General features: G+C 41.5%; 14 protein-coding genes. 4 read left to right on the plus strand and 10 right to left on the minus strand.

What is annotated here, in order from left to right; all coding sequences use genetic code 11:
- Window positions 1-4: 4 nt before the first annotated feature.
- Complete coding sequence (locus OFO12_RS01230) at window positions 5-1183, minus strand: NAD(P)/FAD-dependent oxidoreductase (protein WP_270869184.1); 1179 nt, start codon at window positions 1181-1183, stop codon at window positions 5-7.
- 124 nt (window positions 1184-1307) lie between these two features.
- Here OFO12_RS01230 and OFO12_RS01235 point away from each other — a divergent pair, with 124 nt between their 5' ends.
- The gene (locus tag OFO12_RS01235) at window positions 1308-2411 is read left to right on the plus strand and encodes an MBL fold metallo-hydrolase (RefSeq protein ID WP_270869185.1); all 1104 of its coding nucleotides are present in this window, start codon (window positions 1308-1310) and stop codon (window positions 2409-2411) included.
- A 106-nt stretch (window positions 2412-2517) separates the two neighbouring features.
- Here OFO12_RS01235 and OFO12_RS01240 read toward each other — a convergent pair whose 3' ends face one another.
- The 6 genes from OFO12_RS01240 to OFO12_RS01265 all read right to left on the minus strand — a co-directional run bounded on the left by OFO12_RS01240 (window position 2518) and on the right by OFO12_RS01265 (window position 9430).
- Window positions 2518-3411 (minus strand): radical SAM protein, encoded by an 894-nt coding sequence (locus OFO12_RS01240; protein ID WP_270869186.1) that lies wholly within the window; start codon window positions 3409-3411, stop codon window positions 2518-2520.
- A complete protein-coding gene (gene hemE, locus OFO12_RS01245; protein ID WP_270869187.1) occupies window positions 3408-4433 on the minus strand; it encodes a uroporphyrinogen decarboxylase in 1026 nt (341 codons plus the stop codon). Before hemE ends, OFO12_RS01240 begins: the two co-directional genes overlap by 4 nt.
- 77 nt (window positions 4434-4510) lie before the next feature.
- Complete coding sequence (locus tag OFO12_RS01250; RefSeq protein ID WP_270862114.1) at window positions 4511-5542, minus strand: aspartate-semialdehyde dehydrogenase; 1032 nt, start codon at window positions 5540-5542, stop codon at window positions 4511-4513.
- Window positions 5535-8186, minus strand: a complete 2652-nt coding sequence (gene gyrA, locus OFO12_RS01255) for a DNA gyrase subunit A (RefSeq protein ID WP_270868799.1) — start codon at window positions 8184-8186, stop codon at window positions 5535-5537. Before gyrA ends, OFO12_RS01250 begins: the two co-directional genes overlap by 8 nt.
- 79 nt (window positions 8187-8265) lie before the next feature.
- Entirely contained in the window at window positions 8266-8877 is a 612-nt protein-coding gene (locus tag OFO12_RS01260) for a ComF family protein (RefSeq protein ID WP_270869188.1), read from the minus strand.
- Window positions 8878-8884: 7 nt separating this feature from the next.
- A complete protein-coding gene (locus OFO12_RS01265) occupies window positions 8885-9430 on the minus strand; it encodes a YajG family lipoprotein (RefSeq protein WP_270869189.1) in 546 nt (181 codons plus the stop codon).
- A 94-nt stretch (window positions 9431-9524) separates the two neighbouring features.
- Between OFO12_RS01265 and OFO12_RS01270 the strand changes: the two genes are divergently transcribed.
- The 3 genes from OFO12_RS01270 (at window position 9525) to OFO12_RS01280 (ending at window position 13207) form a co-directional block, all read left to right on the plus strand.
- A complete protein-coding gene (locus tag OFO12_RS01270; protein WP_270869397.1) occupies window positions 9525-11279 on the plus strand; it encodes a DNA polymerase III subunit gamma/tau in 1755 nt (584 codons plus the stop codon).
- A 57-nt stretch (window positions 11280-11336) separates the two neighbouring features.
- Window positions 11337-12266: a ribose-phosphate pyrophosphokinase gene (locus OFO12_RS01275; protein ID WP_270859651.1), complete on the plus strand. Its 930-nt coding sequence runs from the start codon at window positions 11337-11339 to the stop codon at window positions 12264-12266.
- A 131-nt stretch (window positions 12267-12397) separates the two neighbouring features.
- The gene (locus OFO12_RS01280; protein WP_270869190.1) at window positions 12398-13207 is read left to right on the plus strand and encodes a transporter substrate-binding domain-containing protein; all 810 of its coding nucleotides are present in this window, start codon (window positions 12398-12400) and stop codon (window positions 13205-13207) included.
- Between the two features lie 771 nt (window positions 13208-13978).
- On the opposite strand, the gene lepA is transcribed toward OFO12_RS01280, so the two are convergent.
- From lepA to OFO12_RS01295, 3 genes are all read right to left on the minus strand, one after another.
- Window positions 13979-15769, minus strand: a complete 1791-nt coding sequence (gene lepA, locus OFO12_RS01285; RefSeq protein ID WP_270869191.1) for a translation elongation factor 4 — start codon at window positions 15767-15769, stop codon at window positions 13979-13981.
- A gap of 99 nt (window positions 15770-15868) precedes the next feature.
- Window positions 15869-19312 (minus strand): hypothetical protein, encoded by a 3444-nt coding sequence (locus tag OFO12_RS01290; protein ID WP_270869192.1) that lies wholly within the window; start codon window positions 19310-19312, stop codon window positions 15869-15871.
- Window positions 19261-22380 carry a hypothetical protein gene (locus tag OFO12_RS01295; RefSeq protein ID WP_270869193.1) on the minus strand — a complete coding sequence of 1040 codons (3120 nt, stop codon included), beginning with the start codon at window positions 22378-22380 and terminating at the stop codon, window positions 19261-19263. The genes OFO12_RS01290 and OFO12_RS01295 overlap by 52 nt, the downstream gene beginning before the upstream one ends.
- Window positions 22381-22642: the final 262 nt, after the last annotated feature.

Genomic DNA, 22642 nt, shown 5'->3' on the forward strand with positions numbered 1-22642 from the left:
AATTTTAGCCAAATTTAGCCAAATTTCGCGCGCTAAGTTTAGAATTTATCGCGCGTGCCACGCAAAGAGCGCTAGCAAAGGCAAAATGCAGATTATATCCCCCTAGCATTCCAGATGCGTCTATGCACTCGCCCGCAAAATACAGCCCGGGGATTTTTTTGCTTTCACAATCTGCGCCTAGCTCGTCCGTGCAAACGCCACCCGCGCTAATTTCGGCCTTTTCAAAACCAAAAGTGCCAGCAGGCGCAAACTCGTAAGAGAAAATTCGCGCGATTTTTTCCAACTCACTTTCGCTGTATTTTGAGAAAATTTTATCCTGCAAATTTTGCGAGCGCAAAAACTCCAAAACAAAGCGTTTTGGTAAAAATGGCAAACTCGAAAGCTGTTTTTTCCCGCCATTTAGGGCCTTTTTTAGGCTTTGCATATTGTGATTTGGGGCGAAATTTAGAGTGATTTTGCCACTTCTCCAAAACAGCGACACATTTAAAATCGCAGGCCCGCTAATGCCTCTGTGCGTAAATAGCGCCTCGCCTGCGATCTCGCGCCCTGCGAGCTTTGCGCGCAGGGGCAGGCTTACTCCACTTAGATTTTTGAACCAAAACTCGCTCTTTTGCACGCAAAGCCCCACGAGGGCTGGGCGAAATTTCTCGCACTTTATGCCAAAACTCACCGCAAAGCTTAGCGCACTATCACTTGCGCCAAGCGCCCTAAAACTGGGCCCGCCAGTGGCGATTATGAGATTTTTAGCACAAAATTTCTCGCCTTTGACGCTAAGCACATTAAAAATTTCGCCACTCTTTGAAATTTCGCAAATTTCGCAATTTGTGCGAATTTCGCAGTTTTTTTGTGCCATAGATAGTAGTTTTTGTAACACTGCGCGCGAGTGGTTTTTGCAAAAATACTGAGCGTTTTTTTCTAAGCCAAATTCCAAAGGCGCAAACACGCTCAAAAGCTCATCTACGCTTAGTCGGCGCAGTATTTGCGAGATAAAATTTTCATCTCCTAAATAATTTTTCGCACTCAAATTTGCATTTGTGATATTGCATCGTCCACCGCCGCTGGCTAAAATCTTACGCCCCACTAAGGCGTTTTTCTCCACAATCAAAACGCTTTTTGCGCGCAAATTTATAGCAGCAAAAAGCCCAGCCGCACCCGCGCCCACAATAACCGCATCGTAAATCAAAATTTCTCCTATTTTTGGGCGCATTTTACTAAAATTTGCAAAATTGGGCAATAAATTTGGAGAATTTGTCTAAGCAAAATTTCAAAATTTCGCTAATATAAACCAAAAATTTCAAAGGGAAAAAATGATTTTAAAATCGATTTTTTGGTTTTTTGCTACGGTTTTGTTTTTGGGCGCGCTCGTGCTTTGCTTCGTGAAATTTCACCCTGTTTTTGGTGGAGTGCCAGATGAGATTTCTATGGCAAAAATCCGCGCCAGCAAAGCATACAATGGCAAAACTTTCGAAAACGCCCAGCCTACGGTGCTAGCGACCAGCGATGAAATGCCAAGCATGCTAAGCTGGCTTTATGATATGATTTTTACCCCAAAGGGCAAAAACCCCTCGCGCGCACTTCCTAGCGTGAAATTCGAGCCTAGCACCCTCAAAAACGGTGATTTTGTCTGGTTTGGGCATTCGAGTGTGCTATTTCGCATAAATGATTTAAATATCATCGCCGACCCTGTATTTTACCGCGCCTCGCCGATTTTCGTGGGTGGCGCGCCATTTGCGTATGAGATAACGCCTAGGATTTCGGACCTGCCAGATAAGCTATGCGTGGTAATCAGCCACGATCACTACGATCACCTCGATATGCGCGCTATCAGGGAGATTGACGCCAAAGCAGAGCGCTATATCGTGCCTCTTGGCGTGCGCGCCCACCTGCTTCGCTGGGGCGTAAGCGACGAGAAAATCACAGAGCTAGATTTAGAAGAGAGTGCAAGCGTAAATGGTGTGAGCTTCACGCTCGAACGCGCTAGGCATTTTAGCGGTAGATTTCACAGAAATACCACGCTGTGGGGCTCGTATGCGATTATCGCTGATGAGGCTAGGATTTTTTACGGAGGTGATAGCGGAGATGGCGAGCATTTCGCGCAAATCGCGCAAAAATACGGACGCTTTGATATCGCCATGCTAGAAAACGGCGCCTACAACCGCGCGTGGGCGCAGATCCACTCCATGCCAGAGCAAAGCGCGAAAAACGCCAGCGTGCTTGGTGCGCGCGCGATTTTGCCGATACACTGGGCGAAATTTGATTTGGCGTATCATAAATGGAGCGAGCCTATGGAAAGATTGGTGCGCGCTAGCAAGGAAGCTGGGACGAAATACACTATCGCAACGCCACTTGTGGGGGAGGTTTTCAACCTGTCAAATTTACCGCAAAACAGATGGTGGGAGAGTGTAAAATAGCGAAATTTGGCGTTAAATTTCGCTTTGAATTTTACTAGATTGCTTCGTCGTTTCACGCCTCGTAATGACAATAACAAGCAAATTTCAGGGCAGTATTTTGCAAAATTTATGAAATTTTATAAAATCCGTCTTTTAGGGTGATTTTTCCTAAATTTAGCAAATTTGCTAAATTTGCTTTTGAGAGTTCGCTAAATTTAGCCTCTACATCGCTTAGGCTTTGGGGACGGCGAACTAGCATAGAGAGAATTTCATCTTCGCTAAAATCGAGCTTTTCGCTATCGTATTTTGGTTTTGCGACTATATTTACGCTTTGATTTTTCAAAAATTTGCTTAAAAATTCTAGCCTCTCGTAGCTCACGGGCTTAGCGTTTTTAAACGCAGGCGGACGATCAATCGTGCCTAAATCAATGCGAGCGGGATTTATTTTTTCAAGCACCGAATTTAGAGCTTCAAATTCGCTGACATTATCATTTAGCCCAGATACGACGAGAATTTCTATGACTAATTCGCCCTTGAATTCGGCACTAAATTTAATCAAATTTGAGATAATTTCTTCCAAATTTACACTATCATGCGGATTATCTATTTTTTTAAAACTCTCAACAATCACGCTATCAAGGGAAAATTTGCAAATATCGCATTTCAAAAACGCTTCGTAATTTTGCGAAATTCTGCTTGAATTTGATAAAACTAGCAGTTTTTGGGGCAATTTTAAAGCCTTAATTTCGCTTACAAGTTCGCCAAATTTAGGGTGAAGACTAGGTTCGCCATTAGCCGTAAGCGTGATGACTTGGGTATTTTTAAATTTAGCCAAAGCCGTTTTTAGCTCATCAAGCACGGGCGAAATATCGCAAATCTCGCTCATCTGCGAAATAGGCTTTTTCGCTTTTAACTCGCAATACGCGCAGTTAAAGTTGCATTGCTTCGAATTTGGACTTAAATCAATCCCAAGGCTCTGCCCAAAACGGCGAGAACTCACAGGACCGAAAATATATTTCATTTTCCCACGCTCATTTCATGCACTAAATTTATGAAATATTTCGCATTTTCCACAGGAATATCAGGCAAAATTCCATGCCCCAAATTGAAAATGTGCGGGCGATTTTTCATAATTTCCAAAATCTGCGAAACGCCCTGTTTTATGGCATTTTTGTCATAAAGGCGGGTTGGCTCCATATTTCCTTGAAGCGTGTATTTTTGTCCGAGTTTTTTCGCAGCCAAATCAATCGGAGTGCTCCAATCCACGCCAAAAACATCGAAATTACCGCTAATCTTATCCAAATATCCGCTAATGCCCTTTGGAAAGACAATAATCGGAATTTGCGGAAATTTCGCCTTTAAATAGTCGCAAATTTCTAAAATATACTTCCAGCTAAACTCGAAAAACGCGCTTTCTTCTAACGCACTCGCCCAGCTATCGAAAATCTGCACGGCATTTACGCCGTTTTTGATTTGATTTTCAAGGTAAAGTTTGGTCGCTTCGGTTACGCTTCGCAAAATTTCGTGCAAAAGCTCAGGGTTAGAATACGCCATTTTTTTGCAAATCGCATAAGTCTTTGTCGTGCCGCCTTCGATCATATATGTCGCCACCGTCCAAGGCGAACCACAAAAGCCAATCAGCGCCTTATCATCGCTTAAATTCTGCCTTGTTAGCGCGACCGTATCATAGACATATTGCAGATTTTTCACGGCTTTTTCGGGGCTTAGAGCCTTTAAATCTTCCAAATTTTTCAAAGGATTTTTAAATTTTGGTCCCTCGCCTGCGACAAATTCCAAATCAAGCCCCATTTCAAGCGGAACAACCAAAATATCGCTAAATAAAATCGCCGCATCGACGCCTAAAATCTCCACAGGCTGGATCGTAACCTCACTAGCCTTGCGAAAGTCCTTGCAAAGCTCCAAAAATCCGCCCACGCTTTTTCGCACCGCCATGTACTGGGGCAAATAACGCCCAGCTTGTCTCATCATCCACACAGGCGTATAGGGTGTCGGCTTTTTCAAACATGCGTCGATAAAAATCATCATTGCTCCTTAAATAGGCTAAATTTAGTGAAATTTGTAAAATTTAAAATGGGCGCCTTAAATTTGCGCCCATAAATTTATTTGTTTTCTTGAAGTTCAATCCAATCAAGCGCGATTCTAACGGCATTTGTAGCCGCTCCGACGCGGATTTGATCGGCACTGCACCAAAGGTGCAAGATTTTATCATCATAAATATCACGGCGAATCCTACCTACGAAAGTTTCGTTCGTATCGGTCGCGACGATTGGCATAGGGTATTTTTTCTCGCTTGGATCATCGCAAAGCACGACGCTTTTTGCGTTTGCTAAAATTTCGCGCACCTTTTCAAGGGTGAAATCTTGTTTAAATTTAATTGTAATCGCCTCGCTGTGGCTTCTCATGACAGGCACACGCACGCAAGTGGCGGCTACTGGGAAGTTTTTGTGCAGGATTTTTTGTGTTTCATTGACCATTTTTAGCTCTTCTTTGGTAAAGCCGTTTTCATTGAAAACATCGATATGAGGGATTACATTCATTGCGATTTGGTGAGCAAAAACCTTTGGCTCGCACTCATCGAGCTTAAAGGCAAAAAACGCTTGGAGCTGTTCGACTAGCTCGCTCATACCCTCTTTACCTGCGCCACTTGTGGCTTGGTATGTGCTCACATCTACGCGCTCGATATCAAATGCGTCGTTTAGTGGTTTTAGGATTTGCACCATTTGGATAGTTGAGCAATTTGGATTGGCGATGATTCCTGTTTGCTCCCATAGCTCGATATCGCCGGGATTGCACTCAGGCACCACGAGAGGGACATCATCTTGCATTCTAAAATGGCTCGTATTGTCGATTACCACTGCGCCACTAGCTGCTGCAAGCGGTGCGAAATGCGCCGAAATACTGCCACCTGCGCTAAAAAACGCGATATCAATCTCGTTTTCTTCAAAAGTAGTCTCAGTAAGCTCTTTTACCACATACTCTTTGCCCTCAAATTCTACGACCTCACCAGCCGAGCGCGCGCTAGCTAGTGGCAAAATATCTGCTACTGGGAAATTTAACTCAGACAAAACTCTAAGTATCTCTTCGCCAACAGCGCCTGTTGCGCCAACGATTGCGATGTTATATCTATTCATCACCCTCTCCTTGTATGATTTGATTTTCGCTATTTTCTAAATTTAGGCTCTCGCCACCATTTTCTTCGCCCACTTCGCCCTCATCATCGCTTTCTGCTTTCGGACAAGTAGCAATGCTAACCACATCATCGCCCTCGACATTTACCACGATGACGCCACTTGTGTTGCGTCCGGCCTTGCGTATGCTTTGGATATCTGTGCGAATCATCTTGCCACTTGTGGTTAGTGCCATGAGATCCATTTCCTCATCGACCATTACTACGCCCACCAAATCGCCGGTGCGGTTTGTGAGCTTCATGCAGATTACGCCCTTGCCACCGCGGTTTGTAAGGCGATATTCGCTAGCTGTGGTGCGTTTGCCAATACCTTTTTGGCTCACGCTTAAAATTTCTAAATTATCATTTAAAATAAATGTCGCTCCAATCACCTCATCGCCAGCTTCTTTAAATTTAAGCCCTCTCACGCCTCTGGCTACGCGTCCCATTTGGCGAACTTTACCGAGTTTAAATTTAACGCACATACCCTTTTTAGTAGCGATGAAAATCATATTTTCATTGATTTCGCTGCTGTTTTCATCTAAAATTTCACTCTCAACTTCTTCGATTTCTTGCGAAATTTCTAAATTTTGTCCATTTTCATCATCGCTCTCAATCGGTGCGCTCTCGCCTGCCTCATTTGGCACGATTAGCGCGGTTACTAGCGCGTCATCATCGTCTAGGCTGATAGCCCTTACGCCAAGTGAGCGGATATTCGAAAACGCGCTTAAATTTGTGCGTTTTACGATACCATTTTTGGTGAAAAATACTAGCGATTTGCTATCTGAAAAATCGGTAGTCGGGATTATCGCCATGATTTTTTCATCGCCTACAAGTTTGATTAAATTTACAATCGCCTTGCCTTTGGCTGTGCGTGAGCCCTCTGGGATTTTATAGACTTTGAGCCAGTAAAGCTGTCCGCGATCAGTCACAAACATAAGCGTATCGTGGGTGTTGCTAGTGAAGAAATTTTCGATGAAATCATCATCGTATGTAGTCACGGCTACCCTGCCCTTGCCACCTCTTTTTTGCTTCTCATAAGTCTTGCTTGGCACGCGTTTTATATATCCGCGGTGCGTAATAGTTACGACCATATTTTCGTTTGGTATGAGGTCCTCGATATCGATATCATCGTAGTCATCGACGATTTCTGTAATGCGCGGGCATTTAAATTTATCTTTGATTTCTAAGAGCTCATCTTTGATAATTTGCTCGATTAAATTTTCAGATTTTAGGATATTTTCAAGGCGTGAAATTTCGACCAAAAGCTCTTTTAGCTCGTTTTCGATTTTTTCGCGCTCTAAGCCAGTTAGCTTGCTTAGCCTCATATCCAAAATCGCGTTTGATTGAAGTTCGCTTAGGCCGAATTTAGCCATTAAATTTTCCCTGGCTATCGCAGTGTCGGCTGAATTTCTAATGATTTCGATCACTTCGTCAATATTATCAAGCGCGATTTTAAGGCCTTCTAAAATGTGCGCCCTAGCGCGTGCCTTTTGAAGCTCAAAAATCGTGCGTCTAATAACAACGGTTTTTCTGTGATTTAAGAAAAGTTTAAGTAGCTCGATTAGCGAGAATACCTTTGGCTCTTTGCCGTCAATTGCGAGCATAATTACGCCAAAAGTGCCCTCCATAGTGGTTTGTTTGAAAAGATTATTTAGCACGATATCGCTCATAGCGTCGCGTTTGAGCTCGATTACGACGCGAATTCCCTCGAAATCGCTCTCATCGCGCACTTCGCTAATACCATCGATTTGCTTATCTTTGACCAAATCCGCGATCTGCTCGATAAGGCGGGCTTTGTTTGTCTGATATGGAAGCTCGTCGATGACGATGACATCTTTGTTGGCCTTTTTTTCGATATGCGTTTTGGCCCTGAGTTTGACCCTGCCACGCCCAGTGCGATAAGCATCAATTATGCCCTTTTTACCAAAAATAAGTCCGCCAGTTGGGAAATCTGGACCTTTGATGTATTGCATGACCTCTTCAAGGCTAGCGTTTTTATTGTCGATTAAAAGCAAAAGCCCATCTACAAGCTCATCAAGGCTGTGTGGCGGGATATTTGTCGCCATACCCACAGCGATACCGCTCGATCCGTTTAAAAGCAAATTTGGCACGCGCGCAGGAAGCACATCAGGCTCACTTAGGCTCTCATCGTAGTTTGGTATGAAATCAACCGTCTCTTTGTCTAAATCTTTCAAAAGCTCTTCGGCTAGTGGCGTCATTCTAGCCTCTGTATAACGCATAGCAGCTGCGCCATCTCCGTCAATCGAGCCGAAGTTTCCCTGACCATCGACGGTTGGAATTCTCATAGAAAAGCTTTGAGCCATGCGCACTAACGCATCATACACCGCTGTATCGCCGTGTGGGTGGTATTTACCAATGACATCGCCTACAATACGCGCTGATTTTTTATATGGTTGGCGAGAGCTAACTCCAAGGTCGTTCATAGCGTATAAAATTCGCCTATGCACAGGCTTCAAGCCGTCTCTGGCATCAGGCAAGGCGCGACCTATGATAACGCTCATCGAATAGTCTAAATAGCTTGTTTTTATTGATTCTTCAACATCTATGTCTATGATTTCTTGTGTGTCAAAAATACTTTCTTGCATATCTTTCCTTATTGCAAATTTAAACTTTTGATTTTAGCAAAAAAACCTTTTGAGTAACCTAAAATTCGCGTAAATTTGCTTAAATTTGTGCATTTGCCAAAACTATGCCAAAAACCACTCTAAATCCAGCCTTTTTTAAAACCTCCCTAGCCTCCAACATACTAAGCCCGGTTGTAACGATATCATCGACTAAAATCACGGGAAATTTTGGCTCTTTTGTAATTTTATAATCGCGCCTATGTTTTAGGCGAAATTCCAAGGATTGACCTGCGTATTTGACCTTGTTTTGGGCTTTAATCACGCCATAAGCTGGCGTTATTTCGCGCGATTTTAGCGCACGAGCAAGCACGGCAGTATGTGAAAATCCTGAACTGATATCATCATCTAGCGGGACAGCTTGAAATTTGAAATTTGGGATTTCGCGCGTCAAATTTGGCAAATTCTCATCTAAAAAAGCCTTAAATTCATTTGGAAATTTCGCTAGGCTAAATTTAGCCAAGCGCGACAAAACCGCACTTCCGTGCAAATGGTGCTTGGAGAGGATTAAATTTTTAACCTCCGAGTATCCGTAATAATAAAATACCACGAAATCCTCCACCACACGCGCGTTTAGGCGGTTTTGCGAGAGGGTGCGCGCACAAGAGGCGCAAAAAAGGCGCAGGGAAAATGCGCCACAATTAATGCAACGCATTTAAAATTTAGAGCGAAGAGACGATTTGATCGGCTGATTTTTTGATTATATCTCTTAGCATACTTTCGACGAAAGGCTCCATTGTGCGGGCATTGCGAAGGGCTGCAAACTCGCTTTGATCTTGGGCGACGCGTTTTGTAATAGTTCTAGTGCCATTTACGATAGTGATGAAAACTTCGGCTTTTGCGCTCATATTTTGTTTAGAATACCCATCGATTGCGGCATTTAGGGTTTTGATATCCACGCTTATGTTAGCCCCACCTGCGCCTATGGCTACGCCACGCGCGCCAAGCTCGATTTTAAGGGCATTTTCAAACCACGAACTCAAATCTGTTTTAAGCAAAACCTCGTCGATTAAATTTCCGCTATTATCGTTGATTGTGCCGATGATTAGGGTATTTTGGCGAGAGTCTTTGATATTTAGCTCGCCAACGCTTTTGGTTTTTGGAGCTGGTGCAACACCAGAAATATATGGACTAAGCCCCAAAACAGGCGTATTGCTCGAACACCCTGCGATTAAAAGTGCAAAGATTGCGACAAAAATTGATTTCATTTTGATCCTTTTTTGAAAAATTTGGCGTAATATAGCGATAAATTTTAAATTTATAGTTTTTTTTGTATCATTAAAGGTTTTAAATCAAGGAGAAATTTTGCAAGCACTCGCACTAAAATACAGACCCAAAAACTTCGACGCCCTAATCGGACAAAACGCAATCGCAAGCTCCCTAGCGCACGCACTTGATGGCGCAAGACTAGGACATGCGTATCTTTTTAGCGGACTTAGAGGCTCTGGCAAGACCTCGACCGCGCGTATTTTCGCCAAAGCCCTGCTTTGCGATCACGGACCCACTTCGAAACCTTGCGAGAGTTGCGATAACTGTATCATGGCAAACGAGGGTCGCCATATCGATATCATCGAAATGGACGCCGCAAGCCACCGCAAAATCGACGATATCAGGGAGCTAATCGAACAGACCAAATACTCCCCGGCTAGTGCGAGATTTAAAATTTTTATCATAGACGAGGTTCATATGCTTACCAAAGAGGCTTCAAACGCCCTTTTAAAGACGCTTGAAGAACCGCCTGCGTATGTGAAATTTATCCTAGCTACCACAGACCCGCTCAAACTACCAGCGACCGTGCTTTCGCGCACGCAACACTTCCGTTTCAAACCAATCGCCCAACTAGCGATTATTTCGCACCTTGAAGCGATTTTGCAAAACGAGGGTATTTCTTACGAAAACGGCGCGCTCAAAATCCTAGCTAGAAGCGGTTCTGGCTCGCTCAGGGATACTCTCACGCTTTTAGATCAAGCCATAATTTATAGCGAAGAAAATGTCACGCAAACCGCAGTAGCCGATATGCTAGGGCTCCTAGATCCCGCCAAAATCAATGAAATTTTAGAAATCGTTTTGCGCCAAGACCGCGTGGGCGCTATCGAAATCGTCAAAGAGATCGAAAACTACAACGCCGAGACCATAATCGACGAGATGATTGCAAATTTAAAAGAGAAATTTTTGCGAAATGATACCAAATTTAGTATGCTAATTTATGAGCGATTTTTCCGAATTTTAGCCGGCGCAAAAAGCATGCTAGGCGTGAGTTCGGATAATACTTACTCGCTTTTGATGATGATATTTTTGATGATGGAAGCTGTGAATTTGCAAGAAATCGACGAGTTAATCGAAATTTCAAAATCCATTGGTGATAGCGGTGCAAGCGGGGCGAATTTGGGCACTGCGCCAAATTTTGCTACGCCAAAAAGCGCGCAGGCAAATGCAAATTTCAGCGCACCGCGAAATGCGCCAAATTTAACGCAAAATTCAGCGCAAAATCCAGCCCCTGCGCAAAACAGCACTAGCCAAAAACTAAATGATTTAGAGCAAAAAGTAGCGCAAAAAACAGGCACAGATACGCTAAATGCGAATTCGGCGTATGATAAATTTCTCTCAAATTTATACGATAGAAGCTACGAGCTGGGCGAGAAATTTGATAATTGCATTGAATTTGTCAAATTTGAAAACTCCACTTTGTATCTGATTTCGCGCGCCAAAAACGAGGACAAAGAGTATTTGCGCGCCGCGTCAAGGGCGATAAATAGCGTTTTGAAAATGACTTTTGGCGAAAATGCTAAAATTTCAATCACCCAAAACGCCCCACTTCGCGAGGCGGAGCCAAAGCCGAATTTAACAACCCCGCCAAAGGATTTACCCAAGCCAAATTTGCTAAATCAGACAAATTTGAGCAATTACGAAATCAGCGCCGAAGTAACTAAACCTGATATGCAAAAAACTAAAAACGAGCTTGCCAAGCTTGCAAGCGAGGCTGTGAGCAAGGAAGAAATTTTAAAAACCGAGCTTGCAAATCTTTTCGGCGAACCGAGTAAAATCGTAGAAAATTAGCTTAAATTTATCAGCTTTGGTGTAAAATTAGAGCTCATCTTATCACAAAGGCAAAATATGCGTGGCTATAAAATCGTATCAGGAAGCGCCAATCCTGACTTCGCAAAAAAAATCTCAAAATACCTATCCCTGCCACTTAGCGAGTGTTCTATCAAAACATTTAGCGACGGCGAGATTAGTGTGCAAATCGGCGAAAGTGTGCGCGGTAAGGATGTTTTTGTCATACAACCGACCTGCGCTCCGGCTAACTCAAATTTAATGGAGCTTTTAATCCTAAGCGACGCGCTAAAAAGATCAAGCGCTAGATCAATCACAGCCGTGGTGCCGTATTTCGGATACGCTAGACAGGACCGCAAGGCAGCCCCAAGAGTGCCAATCAGCGCCAAACTCGTCGCAAATATGATGCAAACAGCGGGCATTGATAGAGTGGTGACAATGGATCTACACGCTGGGCAAATTCAGGGATTTTTCGATATTCCGGTAGATAATCTATATGGCTCTTTGGCGTTTTTGGACTATTTCAAAAACAAAAATTTAAAAAACCCTATCATCGCTAGCCCAGATGTCGGCGGTGTGGCGCGCGCAAGATCCTTTGCTAAAAAGTTAAATTTGGATATGGTTATTGTAGATAAAAGACGCGAAGAAGCCAACAAAAGCGAAGTTATGAATATCATCGGCGATGTAAATGGCAAAGATGTGATTTTAATCGACGATATGATCGATACAGCCGGCACTATCGTCAAAGCCGCCGCTGCGTTTAAGGAAAGGGGCGCGACTAGTGTTATGGCGTTTTGCACACACGCGGTTTTAAGCGGACCAGCTTATGAGAGGCTAAATGAGGGCGCGCTAGATGAGCTAATCGTCACAGATACGATTCCGTTGCGCCAAGAGTGCGATAAAATCAAAGTCATCTCGGTAACATCGCTATTTGGCGAGGTTATCCGTCGCGTATATCACGACGAGAGCGTAAATAGCCTTTTTGGTTAAAATTCATACTAATATTATTGAAATTTACTACATTTGCCGTGAAATTTAAATTTTATTTTAAAATTTCACGGTAAAATTACTCCTAATATCTTTTTAAAAAAAAACTAAAATTTCATTTATAGGAGTATATAATGAAAAAGTTTTTACTTTTATCACTTGGCTGTGCATGTGCATTTGGTGCCTCTTTGCAAGAAATTCAATCAAGCAAAAAGGTTAAAATCGGTGTGCGAGAAAACCTGCCTCCATTTAGCTCGCAAGCAAACGGCGAGAGTGAGGGGTTCGAGGTATCTTTGGCCAAAGAAATCGGCACAAAGCTAGTAGGAAGCGACGGCTCAATCGACTTAGTAGTCATCGAGGCAAAAGACAGACTTCCTATGCTTAAAAACGGCGATTTAGACCTAGTGGTCGGCAACTTTTCTGCCACACCAGCGCGCGCTAAGGAAGTGGATTTTTCAGTGCCATACCTAGCAGATGTGCAAGTCGTAGTCACCAGAAAAGCTGACGGGGTTACAAAACTATCTGATTTAAAAGGCAAAAAAATCATAGTCCAAAAGGGTACCACAAGCGATGATTGGCTCAAAACAAATGCACAAAAATACAGTTTTGATGTTTCTTACTGCGAACATGGCGTAGAGTGCGCGGAAAAAATGCTATCAAACGAAGTCGATGGCTACATGCACACAAATATCACAGCCGCCGCAGTTGTGATGAATAATCCTAGCTTAGAAACTGGCGTCAAAAGCGTAGGCGAGATAGATTATATCTGTGTGGGCGCGCAAAAAGGCAACGCAGAGCTTATAAATTTCGTAAATAACGCGATTATTGAGCTAACAAAGGCGGAGTTTTTCCAACACGCATACACCGATACTTTCGAGAAATTTTACAAAGGCAGTATTGATAAAAAATATCTTCTGCTAGACGATTTCCTTAGCAATTTTTAAGCTAAATTCTACTTTATAAGCCCAAATTTGGGCTTATAAATTTCCCTGATTTGTCATTTGCAAGCAAACGCAGCTAACATGCTAATCCATGGGATTTTCATTGACTTTTAATTTGTCATTGCGAGCCGTGCTTGCACGGCGTGGCAATCTACGACTTTAAAATTACCGAACGCCGAATTTGCTGTCATTGCGAGCCCAGCATTGCAATCCAGGGAAATTCAAATAAATTTTAATTCGCAGAAAAATTTATCGGAATTTATATTTTATGGAATTTTAAAAAACTCACTCTAAATTTTACTGGATTGCTTCGATTTTCTTGCGAAAATCTCGCAATGACACGAAATTCGCATTTTTTATAATTCTTATTCGTAGATTGCCACGAATTTTGCTGACGCAAAATTCTCGCAATGACAAATTAGACAAATTTTGCTCGCTATTGTCATTGCGAGGCGTGGTAGCGCCGAAGCAATCTACGAAACAAAATTACCAAACGCTAAATTTACTGTCATTGCGAGCGAAGCGAAGCAATCCAGGGAAATTCAAATAAATTTTAATTCTCAGAAAAATTTATCGAAATTTTAAATTTATAAATTTAGAAATTCTTTGGAAATTTTTCTGGATTGCTTCGCTTTCTGCGAAAGCTCGCAATGACAGATTAAACAAATTTCCGTTTGCAAATTCTTGCAGTGACAAAACAGACAAATTTCCCAAAATTCCTGCGACAAAAATCACACGAGAAATCCGGGGCAGTATTCCTCAAACAGCCAAATTTTAATCAATCTTCAAAACGCTTAAAAACGCCTCGCTAGGCAAATTCACCTTGCCGATAGCCTTCATGCGCTTTTTGCCCTCTTTTTGCTTTTCGAGCAACTTGCGCTTGCGCGTGATATCGCCGCCGTAGCACTTAGCGGTTACATTTTTGCCCATGGCGCGGACATTTTCGCGGGCGATGATTTTGTTGCCGATACTAGCCTGAATCGCCACCTCAAAAAGCTGGCGCGGGACGATTTCCTTCATCGCCTTTACCAGATCCCTGCCCTTAGACTGCGCCTTTTCTACCGGCACGATGATTGAGAGCGCATCGACAGCCTCACCAGCCACACGAATATCGAGTTTGACCAAATTTCCACGCCTATAATCGCTAGGCTCGTAATCGAAACTCGCATAGCCTTTGGTGCAGGATTTGAGCTTGTCGTAAAAATCCATAATAATCTCATTTGTCGGCACATCGTATTCGAGCAAAACACGCTCTGGCGTGATATAGTCCATTTTGGTCTGCACGCCACGGCGAGAATTTAAAAGCGTGATTAAATTCCCCAAAAATTCACTCGGCGTAATGATTGTAGCGCGCACATAAGGCTCTTCGATATGATCTATATAGTTTGGCTCAGGCAGTTCGCTAGGGCTGTGGATTCGCTTGATAGAGCCGTCTGTGAGATAGACCTCATAAGTAACAGTCGGCGCAGTAGCGATTAGATCGAGGTTAAACTCGCGCTCCAAACGCTCTTTGACAACCTCCATGTGAAGCAAGCCCAAAAACCCCACACGAAAGCCAAATCCAAGCGCAAGCGAGGTCTCAGGCTCGTAGCTAAGTGAGCTATCATTTAGGCTGAGCTTATCTAGCGCGTCGCGGAGCTCTTCGAATTTATCGGTCTCTACGGGGTAAATTCCAGCAAACACAAAAGGCTTTGCCTTTTCAAAGCCACCAATTGGCTGGGAGGCTTGGTTGCGATAGAGCGTAATCGTATCGCCGACTTGCACATCGCTGACATTTTTTAGCCCCATTACTACGATACCGACCTCGCCACTTCGCACGGCGTTTGTTTTAATCGGCGCAAGAGGGTTTGGATACATAAGCCCTAGCACCTCATGGCGACCGCCAGTGCCCATGACATAGACCTCATCACCTTTTTTGACCACTCCGTCATAAATGCGCACAAGGGCGAGTGCGCCAAGATAGTTATCAAACCAGCTATCATAAATAAGTGCTTTTAATGGCTTGTTTTCATCGGTTTTAGGGGCTGGGATTTTCGTAATAATCGCCTCTAATAGCTCTTTTATGCCCTGCCCAGTCTTCGCGCTTACTTCGATTGCTTCCGAGCAATCAAGTCCGATTATATGCTCAATCTCGTCCTTGACGCGCGCAGGATCTGCTGATGGAAGGTCGATTTTGTTTAGCACAGGTATGATTTCGAGATTGTTTTCTAGGGCGATATAGACATTTGCGATAGTTTGAGCCTGCACGCCCTGGCTGGCATCGACGACGAGTATCGCGCCCTCGCAGCTAGCCAGACTTCTGCTCACTTCATAGCTAAAATCCACATGGCCTGGGGTGTCGATGAGATTTAGGACATATTTTTCGCCACCAAGCTCGTATTCTAGGCGCACGGATTGGGCCTTGATAGTGATACCGCGCTCTTTTTCGATATCCATAGTATCCATGATTTGCGAGCTCATTTGACGATCTTCGACCGCCTTACACTCGCTGATTAGTCTGTCTGCAAGGGTACTTTTGCCGTGGTCTATATGGGCAATAATGCTGAAATTTCGTATATTTTTCAAATGTCTTCCTAATTTAAATTTTACTATTTTTTTAAATTTGATTAAATTTAAAAAAGCCTAGCACCAAGGCTAGGCTTTAAATTTTAACTGGCGTGAAAGTTACCAACTGATACGCCTATTGCGGTAGGTTCTTCCCGCACTTTCATTTGTGCCACCAGTTGAAGCACTTGCATCGCTTTCTCCTACAAAGTTACCGACATCATCTGCCTTACCTTTGATAGTACCTTCACCCATCCAAGAACCAGCAGGGTTAAATCTCACCTCAATAGGATTATAATATTGAGGCACACCAGAAGCTGCATAAGAAGAAGCGTAATCATTTCTTCCTACTCTATCTTCCTCATACACCCTAGTTCTATCATGTGCAGGGGTATGGATAAGCCAAGGATTTGTAAGTATCCTGATAGTAGAAGCTGCGCGATTTCCAGAATTTATAGTAATAGTCTGAACTCCATTTGCAAAACCAGCTCCATCATTTGGATCAGCCGCCGTAGCCACTCTTACACCAGCATTTGTAGATGTGTATCTAGAAACAAATCTATTGGCAATATTTGTACCTGTTGCGAGAGTATTTATAACCCAACCATTACTTTTATTAGTATTAATGAGCTCACTAGGATTAAGGATTCCAAAAACATTTGCCGCAGGGACAAGATATTCTAAACCAGTTCTTGGTGCAGGCATAACAAAACAATCATTTAAATTGGTTTTACCACAATATAGATATTCGTTGATAGGAATTGATATAGGTGCGCCAGTTACACCTTCATATACATTTTCACCATCGCTTACATCGTAAGATTTACCATAGACAAAATATGCGTATGTTCCGATATTGTCAGCGAAATTTGTATATGATGTTCCATCGCTATATGTCGCATCGTTAGTGCTATTTACACTATTTATAACAGTCGCTTTATCTACGCCTTTTGCAATCCTTGTTATATATTCATCAAAGTTTTCATTAAATAATTCAACTCCTGAACCCATTTCCACTTTTGAGCCTGCAATTTCAGACACTGTATAAGGGATAATTTTTAAATCTTTATCGAATTTCGCCGGTTGAATTTTTCCATTTCCTCCATCAAGAGCCACACGAGAAAAACCAAAATCACTAGCGTAAATTAAAACCGGCAAACTAGGATTTTTTTGCATTCTGTCAAAGTTAAAATAAACGGTTGCATTTGGAGTTTTACCCTCTTTAAATCCACGAGCCATCAAGGCAAAATTTGCTATTTTAGGATTCATTTGACTATCTGTATCTAACCTATGGACAAATCCACTATTCAAACTCGCATCGGTATAATAACTAATAGCTTGATTTAAAGGTATAGGAAGCTGCCATTGATCAACACCACTAGTCATCTCTTCTCTAACACCAGTAGCAGTTATTTGTTTGACATTATACTTATAACATCTACTATCATAATTCGCACTAGCAACACACTCACCGGTAGTAAGGAAGGAGGTTCCACGAGGAATTCTAAATGACATTGTTGCTAAATCAGGATACGGAATATAATTTGATTCGTTTGTAATCGTACTAGCAGTAACCCCAGTTGCACAACGACCGTCGTTAGCACCAGTAGCACTAGCACAATCGTAACCAAATGTCACATCCACATCCATATCACTTGCAAATCCACAAACTTGTTGTGAAGTACCATTAGAATTTGTCGCCATTCTTCCATCATACAATGTAGCCACTATATCCTTATAAACGCTATCATCTAAATAAGCAACAGCATTGAATTTCAACATAGCTAATTGATCTAGCTGATTTGTTACCGCTTTATTATTAGCTGGATTAACATAATTTGTACCATCTCCAAGCACATCAATAAACAAATTATTCTCTATATCAACAGAGTTAAAATATGTAAAAGCAGCGGTTGTAGCACCGGTTATATTGTTGTCATAACTACTAAAACGCGAAGCATTTGCATCATAAGCAGTAGTAGCATCAGGAATACCGTCGCCATCAGTATCTTCACCAAGCCAAGACAATCCGTATGTTCCGTTATCCAAACTGGTCATAGAAATTCCAATTTTTTTTGGTTGATATCTAAGCACTAGTCCCAATGCTCTTTCCGCATCTTTGTCACTAGCTTGTTTTATACCGACATCACAACCGATTCTACCCCTATCATCATGGACATTGCTGGTAGAGTTGATTACACATTTTGTTCCCCAATACTTATCTTGCATATCCTGGCTCTTAGGTGCAGGTTGTTCCCTAGAATCAAAGGTTTGATCTGCATAATCATCTGTCCATGAGTTGTCATAGATATTTACCATTACATCGCCGACATTATAGTAGTTAAAAATTTCGCCCTTTGGATTATCTTTATTTTTATCGGCATACAATGTCGAAGTATATAAAGCAGCTGGGCGTTTATCTTTTTTATTCGCCTCCAAAAGACCTTGTGCTCTAAGTTCATTTGCATTATATCTTTTGAGTTTGGCTGCACCATCTGTAACATTGATATTTTTCACACTAAAATCAGCTATCATACTTATAGCGTCTTTATCCCAAACCCTATCATATTTTGCATCAAAATCCTTGCCATTTATTAAGCAGTTTTCGATTTTGAGCACTTTACCAAATTCAGCTTTTTTAGGATCGCCTTTTGAGAGTTTAGATATAGCATTGCTATCCAACTCATATTTACCTTCGCCATATTTATATACTAATCCAGCATAAGGCACAGGCACATTTGCACAAGTTCCAACTGTCGATTTAAGTCCGTCTTGATCTGCTAAGTCCTTTTCTATATAATAAGATTGTCCAGATATATTTTCACGGCAAGCACCAGAAATAAATGGTTTTAGATAAGTCGCAGTTTCTCTATATGCCAAATACGCAGTATCTTTATCTACATCCAAAGAAGCATTTGTATAACTATCTCTTTGGCTAAATCTAAGTTTGCTTAGATCTCCACCTAAAATACCATAATAGTTCGGCACTGAATTGCCTTTATAGCTCTTTGCATAAAATACCTTACTTAGCACATCTATATTTGATTTATAGTCGCCACCTACACGCAAATCATTGCTATTTCTTTCATCTAATTTCTCAGTAATATCACCGGTAGCGGCAGGATTTACCAATTTTGCATATTTATCGGTAGCACTCATATCTGCTTCAAAATACGCAGGTCTGACTACGAAGTTATCACTATCACAAATATGGAAAGACCCGTCAGCTGACATCTCTGTTCCGAAATACGACTGAGCGGTTTTGATCTCTTCTAAAATCTTAGCCAAATCCGCATTAAAGGCTTCTCTTTCATCTTTAAATTCATCATTGCCCGATGTATCATTTAACCATGCAACCTCTAATTCGTGTTTTTTAGACACTTCTAGCTCGATTTTATATCTACTTACCCCATATCGTTCAAGTAGATTAGTTACAGATTGTGGCAAATCCATTTTTTTGTTTATATATTTTTCATATAAACGCTCTGTTTGCAATCTGATATAATACTGTGTTACATTTTCGATAGCGACAAACTCGCCACTAGTAGCATTATAATCATACAAAACAGTACCATTATGTCAAGAGCTAAATTTTCCAAATTTATCGGTCTAGTCGCAACGAAATTTTCTAGTCCTCTTGGATAGTAACTAAACATAAATGTTACGCCCTTAAAGGCGTCTTCTATCTCCACCTCATCGATAGGAACGATTAGTTTCTCATCTGTTTGTTTCTCTTGGAATTTCGTATTGTGATCGACTCCTCGCACACCGTTGAATTTAAACGGAAGCTTTGTTTTGTTGTCGATATAGTAGCAACCACCCTTGTCGCTAGCTCTAATTGCAGATAAGAAAATCGGACCTTCTAGGTCAAATTTTTTCAAGCTACCATCAGCATTAGGATAGTCGATTCCCATTCTACCATTTGGCAACTCTTTTGTATTTATAGGTACGCAATGTTCGCCTACACGATGAAAAATATTACTAAACGCATCGCACAAATCTACGCGAGAATTCTTTTTATTCCAATCAGAGCAATCGCCTGTTTTATCATCCAAATTCTCAGTAGGGCATGGGAACAAATCATTAATATCAGGTCTAAATACCATATTTACCTTAAACGGCAACTCAGCCACTTGGGTATATAGTCTGTCATCTTGTTTATTTGTCTTATCTGTATCTTTTAAATCTTCAAAATTTTGATTTACGATTTTAAGACCATTTAAAAACGCAATTTCTACATCTTGGGTAGTTTCACCCTCGCACATCGAAAGCTCAGCCTCTGGCAGAGTAATAAGCTCTGTCGAATTAGCAAGTCTCATCTTATAAGTAGCTCTATAACTCATAGGATTATACGCAAAGGTATTGCCGACGGTAGCGTTAAATTCCATATATGCAGATTGTCCGATATTTAGCCTACCGCCTCCATTAGGGTTATCACTTCCGCTAGATCCAGCATTGCTTCCTAGATAAAATCTTGGAGTATTATTTACAAGCTTCATCAAAGTCTTGCCATTATAGCTAGCTAGCGAGTTTGTATTGTTGGCTCTATCTTTTTGAGTAGAATATGCACCAGGTAGATTATCGGCGATATATACATAGTTTGCTTCACTTATTTTCTCAGATTCTAGCGTAGTATTATCTACACCAGATGAATTTGGTTGGTAGGTATTATAAGCACCTTTGTTTAGCTGGACTTCTAGATCATATGCATCTTCGCCGTTGGCGTCATAGTTGCGGATCTCTGTTCGATAATACAGCGTCTCACCAGCTACTACGCGTTGCACGGTAGGGATATTGCTATCTGGGGTAGTTTTTTTCTCACCAGTCGCCAAATCATAAAATCCCATCCAACCGCTCGTATCATAAAATCTCTGAACATAGCATAGTTTAGGGACATACATATCGATTGAAACACCCATAAACGAAACCATAGAACGGTTTGTAGTTCCGCCAGGGTTTGGAGCGGCTACTATTCTTACCGCCATTTTATTTTGTTCCTTTCGAAGCCTATCTGAAATATCAAATTCATCTAAGTCAAAACCTTGATGATAACCACTTGCGCCATTAAGCACATATTTTCCATCGCTATTTACTGTCAGCCAAGTCTTTGAACCATTAAAGAAATTTGGGCTATTATAGGTGTTGGTATCTAGCCTAGTGACATTTTCCATATTTTCTGCGATAAAAATACCCTCACCTTGGTTTGGACTCAAACCACCATTTGCACCCAAAGCTCCCATTATCAGTTTGCCTTGGATCTCACCACTTTTTGGAGTAAAAAATCCAGTCAAAGCATAATTAGCTGTAATATTTTTATTTCCAGAAGTATCTGGTTCTAGCGATGTTAGACCATCATATAAAGTAATATTTTTTGGTTTAAAATATGTATCCAAATATTTTTTTGCATCATCTCTATTGCTAGCACCTACCTTACTAGGATCAGCAAGAAGTTTTTGTTGCGATCTCATACTCTTATCATACACCACTACCAATTGCCAGCCACCAAATGGAAGAAGCTTAGCATCTATATTCAACCAACCACCATCTAAATTCCCTGCCATAGCAGCATTGGCTGGTCTATATACTTGATTGCTTACGCCATCGCCTTTTCTTGGATCTACGGAGCTAGCATTGATGTTACCAACTGCTACATTTATAGTCTCATCATAATCTGTAAAATTTGCCTTAATTTTATCAGTGATATCAGCAGAGCAGTTATACATCATAGCATATCTTTGATTATTACCATCTAAACCACCCCTAGATGAATTATAGGCAAAGTATCCATTGCAAATTTCTCTACTAACATCATAAGTAGAACCAGCAATCTTTACCTTTACATCTTGATAGCCTTTAATCTCATCTATTTTGAGAACCTTAGGCAATCTTTTACAACTAGCCCTTTGGTCTAATTTGCCCTCTCTTTTTAGCTTCGCGACCTCATCTAACTCAGCTTGCGTGCAGTTCTCAGAACCATAAGAGTCATTTAGTTTTTTGTTATCATTAAACAAGTGACCATACCAATAAAGTCTCGCAAAGACAATATCATCTTTCGTCACACCCTTTGGAAGCTTAACCATATCAGCAGCACTATTTTTAGTTCCACTTATGCCACCGTTGTTGATAAAACCGGCTTGCCAGCTATTAGGCGCCTTACCGAGGGTACCATCTCCAATAAGTGGCATAGGGTTAATGATAGGCTTACCAGCTGTTACCATATCGCCATATACATAGGTGCCACTTCCACCAAATCTCTCTTTAAGCGCACTACTTTGATCATAAATATTTATAAAATCCACATCGCTAAAATTTACTAATTGTTTCTTTCCGTTTTCATCATACCACTTATTTTGCGAACCATTTGGATTTGTAGGAGCAAGACCTCCCCATAGATTAGTCCCCGTCGCCGTTCCACCGTATGTAATATCTCCTAAATGAGCCCCGCGAGAATCAGAAGGAATTTCGCCACTATTTGGAATCTCATTTGCTCTTTCGAAAGCTGGTACTATCTTGATATGATGAGTATCGTCATAATCCGCATACGCATCATCGTCTGCAAACGCGCCAACGCTAACTCCAAACAAAATCAACATAGCAGATAACGCCCTGCTAAATACCTTTTCTTTTTTCATAATATGACCTCCATCATTTTATGTGTAAAAATTTTCTCTATTTTATTACTAAATCGCTTAAAATAAATATAAATTTAACCTTTAAAAATGTGAATAATCAAGGGGTTTAGCGGATTTTTTATTTTTGTTATTTGGGTGGTTAAATTTGTTTGATTTATTTTTCTGAAAATTTGTCTGATTTGTCATTGCGAGAATTTACGAGCGTGAAATTTGTTTAATCTGTCATTGCGAGATTTTCGTAAGAAAATCGAAGCAATCTACG

Origin of the sequence: Campylobacter sp. JMF_04 NA10, from assembly GCF_027737655.1 — a bacterium.
Lineage (GTDB): Bacteria > Campylobacterota > Campylobacteria > Campylobacterales > Campylobacteraceae > Campylobacter_B.